Here is a 12,015-nt window from a genome sequence, read left to right as displayed (position 1 = left end):
GGGACCCGCGGTGTGCCCGGCGCTCCGCGTCAGCCCTGCGGTGTGTCCGGCGCGTCCCACACGTAGTTGATGGCGCGCTCGAAGGCGACGTAGCCCGCGCGGGCGAAGGACGCCGCCATCGGTACGTTCCCCAGATCCGTCGCCGCCCGGATCCGGGGCACGTCGGCGGCGGCCAGGATCCGGGTCCCCTCCGCCAGGATGTCGTCGATGTACCCGTGGCCCCGGTGGGAGGGCAGCACACCGATGTACGCGATGGTGTGGTGGTAGTTGTTGCGCGCGGGGACGACGAAGCCGACCGGCTCGCCGCTCTCCGGAAGCTGCGCCACCTGCCACCACTCGTGCGGGGAGGAGTAGTGCGCGAACTCCTCGTCGTAGTGCAGCTCCGCCGCCGCCCGCGCCGAGAGGCCGGAGGCCAGGTCGGCCTGACCGTGCGCGTCGAGGGTGCCCTCCATCACCGGAGTCATCAGGGCGACCAGGTCCTCGCGGTCCCGGACCGGACGGAATTCCAGGCGGCCCCTCGGCTCCGGTACGGGGGTGCCGGGACGCCACTCGAGATGGAGCCGCTCGACCAGCGGACGGGCGCCCGTGCGCTCCAGGACGTCGAACAGGGACTCCAGGACCGAGCGGGTCTCCGGGACCTCGCGCCAGTCCGCCGGCATGAAACGCCCGTACTCCGGACGCTGCTTGCCCGCCGGGACCACCGAGGCCGTCGCGGTCTCCAGGAGCCGCAGACCGATGTCCGTGCGCTCCTCCCCGGCCAGCTCCGGGGCGACGTCGAAGAAGTCGAGCGCCAGCGGTTCGCCGCCCGCCTTGTTGGTCCACCAGGCGACGCGGGCGAGGAGCCGGTCGCCGTCGAGCGCCACCCACATCCACTCGGGGACCCGGCGGCCGGTGGCGAGGTCGTCGGCGAGCTCGTGGTCGAGCGAGTAGGTGAGGCGGAGGAACAGGTCGAGTTCCTCGGGTCCGGCGAGCGGACGTATGACGAGGTCGGGCGGGCCGGGCAGGTGGTGCTGATCGTGCTGGCGGTGCTGGTCGTGCTGGTCGTGCTCGTCCGGCGTGGTCGAAGAAGCCGTGGTCACGTGCTGCGTCCCCCTGGGGATCTTTGGTGTGGAGTTCGCAGACCGTAGCAGCGATCTCGCGGACCCGGTACGGAGTTCCCGGGCGGCCGGGTTCCTCGCGTACGGAGTTCCAGGGCAGGACGAGCGTCGGCCGGGGGCGGGCGGCCTCCGGCGGTGGTTCATCGGCCGTGAAGGGCCCCGGGCGGGGCCCTTCTGGACACTTCGGGCCCGACGGACCGACAATCACGGGTGTGACGACCCCTTTCGAGCTTCCGGCGAACTCACCCCGGCTGACCGACGCCGAGCGGGACCGTGCGCTGGTGCTGCTCCGTGAGGGCGCCGCCCAGGGCCGCCTCTCGCACGACACGTTCGTCTTCCGCATGGAGCGCGCGCTCCAGGCCCGACGGCCGGACGAGCTCGCCCTGCTCACCGCCGACCTGAGGACCGAGGGCACCTGGACCCGGCGGGTGGTGGGCGTGGTCGAGCGGATGTCCGCGTTCACGGCGAAGCTCGGGCGCGCCTGGCGCGCGGAGCGGATGCCGAAGCTGCTGCTGCCGCTGCCCGGCCCGCACCCCCTGCGGATAGGCCGTGACCCGGTCAACGGGCTCCGGCTCAGCCACGAGACCGCCTCCCGGATGCACGCCGAGCTCTCGCTGCAGAGCGGGATGTGGGTGCTGCGCGACCTCGGCTCGACGAACGGGACGACCGTCAACGGGCGGCGGGTCACGGGCGCGGTCGTGGTGCGGGCCGGGGACGTCGTCGGCTTTGGCCAGATGTCGTTCCGGCTGTCCCACGGCTGAGTGCCCGGCACGACCGGCCGCCCCTGACGGCGTTCACCCGTTCGGCGGTACGTGGCGGGCGGTGCGGGGCGTGCGGTGATGGGCTGGGGGGACGCGCGCCACGATCTCCGGCCGCGGCACCCACCGCCGATCGACAGGGGGCGCGATGAGCGACGAGCCGAAGCAGGACATAGGGAGCGGCCGGCCGGAGCCCCCCGAATCCCCCGAGTCCCCCGAGGAAGGGGACCCCTGGACACGGCTGCCGTCCATGGCCCCCGCGGCGCCTGCGGGTCCGACGGCCGGTACCTCGGGCGCCTTCCGGACCCGCTCGGGCCCGTCCGCCATGGCCCCCGGACGGGTCGGACCCGTCTCCGTGCCGGGGCGCGTGCGGACCGTGGCCGACCGGACCGCCCGGGGGCCCGAGGGAACGGCGGGGCCCTTCCCGCCCGGGCCGAGGACCGTCGCCCCGAGCCCCCTCGACCCCGGCGCCTCGCGCGACCCGCACCGGATCCACCGGACTCTCCGCGAGGAGTTCCCGCTCACCTACGACCCGCTGCTGCGGGCCTGGGTGCTCTCCCGGTACGCGGACGTGGCCACCGCCCTCACCGACAGCCGCTTCACGCACGGACACCGGCCCGGTGACCCGCCGTGCGCCCGGGCCCATGTCGACGTCGACCTCCAGGCCCTGCGGTCGGTCACCGAACGCACCGCGCACGTCCTGGCCCGCCGGCTCGCCGAGCGGACCCAGGCCGACCTGGTCGCGGACTTCTGCCACTGGCTGCCCGCCGGGACCGTCGCCGCCGCCGTCGGCGTGCCCTACCGCGACATGATGCGGCTCGTGCGCGGCCGCGCGGCCGGGGCGCTCGCCGGGGAGTGCGGCGGGCAGATCGCCGTACGGGAGAAGGCGCTCGCGTCCTTCCTCGGGAACGTCCTCGCGGATCCCGACCAGGTCGCCGCCCTCCGCGACGCTCCCGCCGGCCTGGTGGGCCGTGCCTGGACCGAGTCGCTGCGGCGGGATCCGCCGGTGCAGATCGCCGTGCGCCGTACCAGCGCCGAGGTCCCGGTCAGCGGCGGTGTCGTCCCGGCCGGCGCGTCCGTCGCCCTGCTCGTCGGCTCGGCGGGCCGCGATCCGGAACGCTTCCGGGAGCCCGACCGTTTCGACCCGTTCCGCGACGACCCGGGTCAGCTCACGTACGGTTCCGGCTTCTGCCCGGCCGTCGCCCTCGCCGGCTTCGAAGCCGAGTACGCCCTGCGGGCGTTGTTCACGGCGATGCCGCGGCTGCGGCTCGCCGACGGCTTCCGGCCCACACCGACGGGGCTGATCACCAGGGCGCCGCGCAGTCTGATCGTCCGCCCCGGCGGCTGATCCGGGGCCGGGGCTGGAGTGGCGAGCGGCCCCCCGACCGCTGCTAGGGTGACGTGCGCTCGTCAAGGAGCCCTTTTTCGTACCACATTCAACGGGGATTCAAACATGAAGATGCGTCATGTCCGTGCCATCGCTGTCTTCGGCATCGCGGTCGTCGCCCTGACGGGTGCCCGCGGCTCGAACGGCGGCGGCTGCGACAACAACAGCAGCAGCGGCAGCTCCAGTTCCAGCAACAACAACGACAGCGACAGCACCTCCGGCGGCACGTCCGGCGGCTCCCTGCCCGGCGGCTCCAGCAGCGCCGACAAGGCGGCCCGCGACGTGACGATCGACGAGTGCAAGTACGACCCGGCCACCAAGAACCTCGTCGCCCGGATCACCGTGAAGAACGACGGCGCGATGGACTACGACTACAACGTCACCATGAAGTTCACCGGCGCCGGTAGCGACGTCCTCCCGATGACCGCGATCGAGACCGGCATCGCGGTCGCGTCCGGTGCGTCCGCGAAGGCCGAGCTGACCACCCCGTACGCCGGAACCGGCGACGGCTCCGAGTACACCAAGTGCGAGGTCTCGCGAGCCTCCCGCTTCTGAGCGTCTCTGACGGTCTCTGACCGCTTGTGACGGTGCGCGGGCCCCGGGGATCACCCCGGGGCCCCGCCTCAGTCGCGCAGCCGGGCGAGCAGCGCCACCGGACGCTCCTCGAAGAGCTCCGCGAGCTTGAGCTCCGTCGCCGGACCGCCGGTGAACTCCCGTACGCCGTCCAGGACATCGGCCCAGCGGCCCTCCGGGAGCACCAGCTCCGTGTCCTGCCAGCCGCCCGCCTCACCGAGGCGCAGCGAGAGCCGGGTCACCGCCGTGACCACCTCGCCCGAGCGGGCGAAGGCCAGACAATGGGCGGCGGCCGGGCCCTCGGCCGTCAGCGGCGTGTACGTGCCCGTGGCGCCGAAGGCCGCCGGGCGTTCGCGGCGCAGCCGCAGGGCCGCCCGGACCAGGGCCGTGCGGTCGTCGTCGGGGCCGACCGTGAACGGGGCACGGTTGTCGGGATCGACGAGCGCCCGGTACTCCCGCTCCGTGTTCTGGTACAGCTCCGGTACCCCCGGCATCGTCAGCTGTGCCAGGAGCACACCGAGCGCGTGCGCCCGGATGTGCGGCTCCAGGGCGAAGGCCGCCTCCGAGGCCGCCCGGAGCGGGATGCGGCCGGGCCCGGCCGCCGCGAACTCCGCCACCGCGCGCTCGTACTCGGTGTCGGGTTCGGTCCAGCTGGTTCGAAGACCGGCCTCCCGTACGGACTTGAGGATCGCCGGCGTGAGCCGCTCCGCGTCCGGGGTGCCGAAGCCGAAGGCCGTCTGCCAGGCCGTCCACGCCACGTGCGCGTCGGGCGCGGGCACCCCCGCCACCTCCGCGAGCAGCTCCGCCCACACCTGGGGGCACTGCGCGAGGACCGCGATCGCCGCCCGGACGTCGGCGCTGCGCTTGGTGTCGTGCGTGGAGAGCACGGTGCCGGTGCCCGGCCAGTCCCGGGCGATCCGGGAGCAGTACGCGTGGAACTCCTCCATCGCCACGGCGGGGCGGCCGGCGTCTCCCCCCACCTCGTTCGCCGAGAGCAGCGGGGTGTACCGGTAGAAGGCCGTGTCCTCCACCGACTTGGCCCGCAGGGCCGAGGAGGTCTGCGCGAACCGGGCCCGGAAGGCACGGTGCTCGGGCCCCTCGCCGAGCGTGCCGAGCGCCAGACCGCGTACGACGTCGACCGCCGCGGCCTCCTCCGGGACCGCGAACGCGGCCTTCGCGCCGCGCGCCGCCTCCGGGGTCAGCACCTCCTCGCCGCCGGTCCGGTACGCGCGGTAGACCGGGACCCGGACGAGGAGTTCACGGATCGCGGTGCGCAGCGCCCAGGGGGCGTGGTCGCGCAGTGCGGGGTCGGCGGCACAGATCCGCTCCGCGATCCGGGTGAGCACGGCCGTCTCGGCGGCCAGGTCGTGCCCCACCACCTCGTACGCGGCCCGCCGTTCGGTCGCCTCCCAGTGGCCGCCCCTGTCCGCGGCCTTGCCCACGAACTCCCGGTACACATCGGCCAGTTCGACCGCGCCGAGCGGGTCGGTGAACACGCCGTCGAGATGGCGCAGGGCGTCGTAGCCGGTGGTGCCGGCGACCGGCCAGGCCACCGGCAGCGTCTCCGGCCCCGTGAGGATCTTCTCGACCACCGTCCAGCAGCGGCCTCCGGTCGCCGCCGCCAGGTCCTCCAGATAGCCCTGCGGGTCGGCGAGCCCGTCCGGGTGGTCGATGCGCAGCCCCTCGATCACCCCGTCCCGGACCAGCTCGACGATCTTCCCATGGGTGGCCGTGAACACCTCCGGGTCCTCCACCCGCACCCCGATGAGCTCCGAGATGGTGAAGAAACGCCGGTAGTTCAGCTCGGTGCGGGCAAGCCGCCACCAGCCGAGCCGGTACCACTGGGCGTCGAGCAGCTCGTCGAGCGGCAGGTCCTCCGTGCCGGGGCGCAGCGGGAACTCCTGGCCGTCCAGACGCAGCGCCCCGCCGGAGACCCGCAGCCGGTCCCGCACCTCGGGGAGCCGGGCGGGCAGCACCGGAAGCAGCAGCCGGCCGTCCCCCGCGCGCCAGTCGATGTCGAACCAGCGGGCGTACGGCGAGCCGGGGCCGTCCCGGAGGACGGCGCGCAGCGCGTGGTTGTGCCGGGGCGAGGCCGCCATGTGGTTGGGCACGAGATCGACGACGAGTCCGAGGCCGTGGGCCCGCGCGGTCGCGGCGAGGGCCCGCAGCCCCTCCTCGCCGCCGAGCTCGGCCCGTACGGTCCGGTGGTCGGTGACGTCGTACCCGTGGTTCGAGCCGGGCACCGCATCGAGGACCGGGGAGAGGTGGAGGTGGGAGACCCCGAGGCCCGCGAGATGGGGCACGGCCCGCTGGGCGGCGGCGAACGGGAACTCCGGCTGGAGCTGGAGCCGGTAGGTCGCGGTGGGGAGGGCGGAAAGGGCCGGGAGGGAGGTCATGCGAACGTACGTACCCCGCGCGGGGGCTTCTGTGTCATCGCCCCATGCGTCCGTTCGTGTGCATCGCGTTACGTTCGGTTGATGCTCCGGATGTATCGCGACACGCTGTCGCTGCTCGGCACCGCCCTGCCGGTCGTCTCCTTCCTCGGCCGGCTGCCCACCGCCATGTGCCAGCTCGGCAGCCTGCTCCTGGTCGCCGAGACGAGCGGTTCCCTCGCCACGGCCGGCCTCACCGGCGGAGCGCTCGCCGCGGGGCAGACCGTCGCCGGGCCCGTCATCGGCCGGCTCACCGACCGCCACGGCCAGCGCGGGGTCGTCCTCGTGGCCTCCCTCGCCAACGCCGCCGCCGTCACCGCCCTGGTCCTCGCCGCCCTCGGCGGCGCCGCCACCGGCCCGCTGATGGCCCTCGGCGCGCTCGCCGGAGCCACCGTCCCCCAGATCGGGCCGCTCGCCAGGACCCGCTCGGTGGCCCTCGCCCGCCGCGACGGCGCGGACGACAGGACCGTCGGCGCCGTCCTCTCCTTCGAGGGCACCCTCGACGAGGTGTCCTTCGTCCTCGGCCCCGCGTTCGTCGGCCTCGCCGCTGCCCTCGCCCACCCGGCCGCCGCCCTCCTCCTCGCGGCGCTGCTGCTCGCCGTCTGCGGGACGGCCTTCGCCCTCCATCCGACGGCGCGGGCCCTCGCGCCGGCGCCCGGCACCTCCACCCGATCGGGTGCCGCCGAACGGACGCGGCTGCCGCGATCGGCGTACGCCCTGCGCGGCACGATGGTCCTCCAGGGCGCCATGTTCGGCGCCTCCCAGGCGGGGATCACCGCGCTCACCGAGAGGCTCGGCGCGCCCGCCCAGGCAGGTCTCGTCTATGCGGCGATGGGGGTGATGAGCGCCGCCGTCGGCCTCTCGATGGCGGCGGTGCCCGCGCGGATCGGGCTCTCGACCCGCTGGCGCGCCGCGACCGCCGGGCTCGTCGTCCTCTCCGTACCGCTGCTGTTCGTCGGTTCCCTCGGCGCGCTCTACGCGGTCGTCGTCGTCCTCGGCGCCGCCTACGCCCCACACCTCATCACCGTCTTCGGGCTCACCGAGCGGACCGTCCCCGCCGCTCGGCTCGCCGAGTCCATGGCCTTCCTGACCAGCGGGATCGTCGGCGGTCAGGCCCTCGCCCTCGCCGTCTCCGGCAGGCTCGCCGAGAGCCACGGCGCCCCCGCCGCCTTCGCGGTGGCGGTGGGGGCGGCCGTGGCCTGCGCGCTGCTGTCCTGGACGGCCAGGGTGACGACTCCCGTACGGGAGCTCAGGCCGGCCGTCGCAGAACGGTCAGGCTGAGCGGCGCGAGCGTCACCCGCTCGCCACCCGCGAGCTCCGGGCCCTCGTGCGGTGGCATGCCCTCCGGGTCGGAGGTGTCCACCACCGTGCGCCAGCAGGCCCCGTGGCTGTCCGGGACCGAGAACTCCAGCTCCTTCGCCGAGGCGTTGAACATCATCAGGAAGGAGTCGTCGGCGATCCGCTCGCCCTGGGTGCCCGGCTCCGAGATGGCGTTGCCGTTGAGGAAGACGGTCAGCGCCTGGGCGTGCGCCGCCTGCCAGTCACGGGACGTCATCTCCTCGCCCTCGGGCGTGAACCAGGCGATGTCCGTCAGCTCGTCGTGGGTGCCCTCCACCGGCCGCCCGTGGAAGAACCGGCGGCGCCGGAAGACCGGATGGTCCCTGCGCAGCCGCACCATGGCCCGGGTGAACCGGAGGAGTGTGGTCTCCGCCTCGCTGTCCGCCTTCGGCCAGCGCACCCAGGACACCTCGTTGTCCTGGCAGTAGGCGTTGTTGTTGCCGCCCTGCGTCCGCCCGAACTCGTCGCCGTGGCTGAGCATCGGAACGCCCTGCGACAGCATCAGGGTGGCGAGGAAGTTGCGCATCTGGCGGGCGCGCAGCTCGGCGATCCCCACGTCCTCGGTGTCGCCCTCGGCGCCGCAGTTCCAGGAGCGGTTGTGGCTCTCGCCGTCCCGGTTGCCCTCGCCGTTCGCCTCGTTGTGCTTCTCGTTGTACGAGACGAGGTCCCGCAGGGTGAAGCCGTCGTGGCAGGTGACGAAGTTGACCGAGGCCAGCGGCCGCCGGCCGTCGTCCTGGTAGAGGTCGGAGGAGCCGGTCAGCCGGGACGCGAACTCGGCGAGGGTCCGCGGCTCGCCCCGCCACAGGTCCCGTACGCAGTCCCGGTACATGCCGTTCCACTCGGTCCACAGCGGCGGGAAGTTGCCCACCTGGTAGCCGCCCTCGCCCACGTCCCAGGGCTCGGCGATCAGTTTCACCTGGCTCACCACCGGGTCCTGCTGCACCAGGTCGAAGAACGAGGACAGCCGGTCCACCTCGTGGAACTGGCGGGCCAGGGTGGCCGCCAGATCGAAGCGGAAGCCGTCCACGTGCATCTCGGTCACCCAGTACCGCAGACTGTCCATGATCATCTGGAGCACGTGCGGGGACCGCATGAGCAGCGAGTTCCCGGTGCCGGTGGTGTCCATGTAGTACTTGGGATCGTCGGCGAGCCGGTAGTACGAGGGGTTGTCCAGGCCCCGGAAGGAGAGCGTGGGCCCCAGGTGGTTGCCCTCGGCGGTGTGGTTGTAGACCACGTCGAGGATGACCTCGATGCCCGCCTGGTGCAGGGCCCGGACCGCCGACTTGAACTCCAGGACCTGCTGGCCCCGGTCGCCCCAGGACGCGTAGGCGTTGTGGGGGGCGAAGAAGCCGATCGTGTTGTAGCCCCAGTAGTTGGACAGTCCGGCGTCCACCAGGCGGTGGTCGTTCACGAACTGGTGTACGGGCATCAGTTCGAGCGCCGTCACCCCCAGCTCCTTGAGGTGCCCGATCACCGACGGGTGCGCCAGACCCGCGTACGTCCCGCGCAGCTCCTCCGGAAGGTCCGGGTGGAGCATCGTCAGGCCCTTCACATGGGCCTCGTAGATCACCGTGTGGTGGTACTCGGTGCGCGGCCGCCGGTCGTCACCCCAGTCGAAGTACGGGTTGACCACGACCGAGGTCATGGTGTGCGGGCCCGAGTCGAGGTCGTTGCGCGCGTCGGGCCGCCCGAAGGGATAGCTGTACACCGCCTCCCCCCAGTCGATCTGCCCCGACACCGCGCGCGCGTAGGGGTCGAGAAGCAGCTTCGCCGCGTTGCAGCGGAGCCCGCGCTCCGGTGCGTACGGGCCGTGCACCCGGAACCCGTACCGCTGGCCGGGCATCACACCCGGCAGATAGGCATGCCGCACGAACGCGTCGGTCTCGCGCAGTTCCACCGCCGTCTCCGAGCCGTCGTCGTGCAGCAGACACAGCTCGATCCTGTGGGCGGTCTCCGAGAAGACCGCGAAGTTGGTTCCCGCTCCGTCATAGGTGGCGCCCAAGGGGTACGCCTGTCCCGGCCAGACCTGCATGGATACGACTATTCCTCTTCTGTCCGGGTTTTGGAGGTGTTCTTCGGCCAGATCCTGCCCGAAAGAGGGGCAACCTCCTAGGACTTCGGCCCGTCCTACCGGGTGACCGCAGACCAAGAGGGGGAAAGAGGGGGAAGTGTGTACGAAATAGCGCGCCGCCACCTGGGGAAGGTGGTGGCCGGAGCGGCCATGGCGGTGACGGGAACCGCCGTCGCGGTCGCGATCAGCCTGCCGGGCCAGGCAGGAGCAGGCCAGGCGGCGGAAGGCGCGCCACGGCAGGTGGGGGGTTCCACGGCCGGCGGCGTCAACGGTGCGGGCGGGGGAAGCGGGGCGGGGGACGGCGTGTCGCCCGCCGGCACCCCGGGCGGCGACGGAGCGCGGAGCACGGGCACCCCGCCCGCGCCGGCGACCGTGGCGCCCGCCGCGGCCGAGGGGGAGAAGGGCGTGGGCGGCGACCCGCTCACCGACGACGAGCTCGCACGGGCCGAGGACCTGGCGCTGACCCCGCCCGGCGCCGCCGCCCAGCAGGACGTCGAGGGCGGCCGGGGGCCGCAGCACCTGGGCACCGACCTCGCGGACCCGGTGCCGGGGGACCCGACACGCCGCGCCGAGGTCCGCCTCTACGACTACGCGCGGGACGAGCTCCTCACCCGGACCGTCAACCTCGACACGGGGAAGGTCGAGAGGTCGGGTGCTCAGCGCGGTGTCCAGCCCTCCGCCCACCCCGAGGAGCTGCGCGAGGCCCTCGAGCTGATCCTCGCGAGCCCGCTCGGCAAGGGCGTCAAGGAGGACTACAAGGACGCCACCGGCAAGGAGCTCACCTCCACCACGCAGCTCTGGTTCAACGGCGACCTCTACCGCACCTACCGCGAGAAGGACGTCCCCGCGCAGCTCGCCCGCTGCGGCGAACACCGGTGCGTCCGGCTCGTCACCAAGGTCCTCAACGGGGCCTGGATCGACACCCGGAACCTGATCGTCGACCTCTCCGCGAGGACCGTCACCCGCGTCGGCTGACCACCGCCGCCACCGGTCCTCTCCTGCCTCATCTCCGTACGAGGGAGTACGTTCCCATGTCAACGCAGCGAAACCGGCGCGCCCGCGGGCGGGGCGCCGTCCTGACCGCGGCCGCCCTGCTCGGCACCGCCACGGCCGCCGCCGGACCCGTCTCCGGCGCCACCGCGGCCCCCGCCACGCCGCGTCCCGCGGCCCCGGCGCCCCCGGCGCCGGCCGACTGCTCCGCCGCCTACCGCATCACACAGAAGCTGGAGGGCGGCGCCACCTGGCGCATGTGCTGGCGCTACGACACCGACGCCGGGCTCACGCTCGACAAGGTCACCTACCAGCCGCCCGGCGCCGCCGCCCCCGTCAAGGTTCTCAACAGCGCCCGGCTCGCCCAGATCCACGTGCCCTACGACGACGGCGCAGCCGAGTACGACGACCTCACCGGCGCGGGCTTCGGCTGGGGCCTGCAGAACCTCAACCCGGCCGAGTGCCCCGGCGGTACGCTCACCACCGTGAAGGTGCCCGAGGTCGGTCAGGTCAAGGGCCTGTGCACCACCACGCGCGCGCGGGGCCACGCGTACCGCATGGCCAGCGACACCGGCACCAAGGTCTGGCAGACCCAGTCCAAGGACCTGCTGGTCTACACCGTCAACAAGGTCGGCTGGTACGAGTACATCTCCGAGTGGAGGTTCTCCGCCGACGGCACCATCGGCGCCAACGTCGGAGCCACCGGCAGCCTCTCGCCCGTCGACTACAACGCCACCGACGGCCGCGGCTGGCCCATCGGCAAGGGCGCCCGCGCCTACGCCACCAGCCACGCCCACAACGTCTTCTGGAAGCTGGACTTCGGTCTCGACGGCTCCACGAAGGACCGGATCGAGCAGTTCGACTCCACCGTCACCGCGCCCACCGGCGACGGCAGCCCCACCGTGAAGACCAAGCGGACCGTCGTCACCAAGGAGCTCGCCGGGGACGCGAAGAACATGCGCTGGTGGCGGGTGGTCAGCGGCACCGGCAAGAACGCCGACGGCCACGCCCGCTCGTACGAGATCGTGCCCGGCCACACCGACACCCACGCCGGACGCGGCTTCACCAAGCACGACGTGTACTTCACCCAGGCCCGTGCCTGCGAGCAGTTCGCGAGCAACAACATCGGCAACTGCGCGCCCAACGCCGGCAACAGTGTGGACAAGTGGGTCAACGGTGAGACCCTGACCAAGCCGTCGGTCTGGGTCAACATCGGGTTCCACCACATCGCCCGGGACGAGGACCAGCAGCCGATGCCGGTCCACTGGCAGGGCTTCCAGCTCGCGCCCAGGGACGTAACCGCTATGAATCCGCTCACTCCGGCCGATCTCGCCTCCCAGAACGGGCAGCCCGATCTGGGGAGTTGAGC

At 73.0% G+C, this 12,015-nt stretch carries 9 protein-coding genes; 6 read left to right on the top strand and 3 right to left on the bottom strand.

Features of this window, described 5'->3' with window-relative positions; all coding sequences use genetic code 11:
• Window positions 1-29: 29 nt before the first annotated feature.
• Window positions 30-1,004, bottom strand: a complete 975-nt coding sequence (locus tag ACFVYX_RS11920; protein ID WP_389681537.1) for a GNAT family N-acetyltransferase — start codon at window positions 1,002-1,004, stop codon at window positions 30-32.
• A gap of 305 nt (window positions 1,005-1,309) precedes the next feature.
• On the opposite strand from ACFVYX_RS11920, the gene ACFVYX_RS11915 reads away from it, so the two are divergent.
• The 3 genes from ACFVYX_RS11915 to ACFVYX_RS11905 all read left to right on the top strand — a co-directional run bounded on the left by ACFVYX_RS11915 (window position 1,310) and on the right by ACFVYX_RS11905 (window position 3,797).
• Window positions 1,310-1,858: an FHA domain-containing protein gene (locus tag ACFVYX_RS11915; protein ID WP_389681192.1), complete on the top strand. Its 549-nt coding sequence runs from the start codon at window positions 1,310-1,312 to the stop codon at window positions 1,856-1,858.
• 145 nt (window positions 1,859-2,003) lie between these two features.
• Window positions 2,004-3,203, top strand: coding sequence for a cytochrome P450 (locus ACFVYX_RS11910; RefSeq protein WP_389681191.1), 1,200 nt, complete (start codon window positions 2,004-2,006; stop codon window positions 3,201-3,203).
• A gap of 105 nt (window positions 3,204-3,308) precedes the next feature.
• Complete coding sequence (locus ACFVYX_RS11905; protein ID WP_389681190.1) at window positions 3,309-3,797, top strand: hypothetical protein; 489 nt, start codon at window positions 3,309-3,311, stop codon at window positions 3,795-3,797.
• Window positions 3,798-3,865: 68 nt separating this feature from the next.
• Here ACFVYX_RS11905 and treY read toward each other — a convergent pair whose 3' ends face one another.
• Window positions 3,866-6,211, bottom strand: a complete 2,346-nt coding sequence (gene treY / locus ACFVYX_RS11900; RefSeq protein WP_389681189.1) for a malto-oligosyltrehalose synthase — start codon at window positions 6,209-6,211, stop codon at window positions 3,866-3,868.
• A 90-nt stretch (window positions 6,212-6,301) separates the two neighbouring features.
• On the opposite strand from treY, the gene ACFVYX_RS11895 reads away from it, so the two are divergent.
• Entirely contained in the window at window positions 6,302-7,528 is a 1,227-nt protein-coding gene (locus tag ACFVYX_RS11895) for an MFS transporter (protein ID WP_389681536.1), read from the top strand.
• Here the strand turns inward: ACFVYX_RS11895 and glgX are convergent.
• Window positions 7,497-9,617 (bottom strand): glycogen debranching protein GlgX, encoded by a 2,121-nt coding sequence (gene glgX, locus ACFVYX_RS11890; protein ID WP_389681188.1) that lies wholly within the window; start codon window positions 9,615-9,617, stop codon window positions 7,497-7,499. The two genes, ACFVYX_RS11895 and glgX, sit on opposite strands and share 32 nt — an antisense overlap.
• Window positions 9,618-9,755: 138 nt before the next feature.
• On the opposite strand from glgX, the gene ACFVYX_RS11885 reads away from it, so the two are divergent.
• The gene (locus tag ACFVYX_RS11885) at window positions 9,756-10,631 is read left to right on the top strand and encodes a Tat pathway signal sequence domain protein (protein ID WP_389681187.1); all 876 of its coding nucleotides are present in this window, start codon (window positions 9,756-9,758) and stop codon (window positions 10,629-10,631) included.
• 56 nt (window positions 10,632-10,687) lie between these two features.
• Entirely contained in the window at window positions 10,688-12,013 is a 1,326-nt protein-coding gene (locus ACFVYX_RS11880) for a copper amine oxidase (protein WP_389681186.1), read from the top strand.
• Window positions 12,014-12,015 lie beyond the last annotated feature (2 nt).

The organism is Streptomyces sp. NPDC058326 (genome assembly GCF_042879855.1).
Lineage (GTDB): Bacteria > Actinomycetota > Actinomycetes > Streptomycetales > Streptomycetaceae > Streptomyces.
This window is presented reverse-complemented; position numbering and strand designations above follow the sequence as displayed.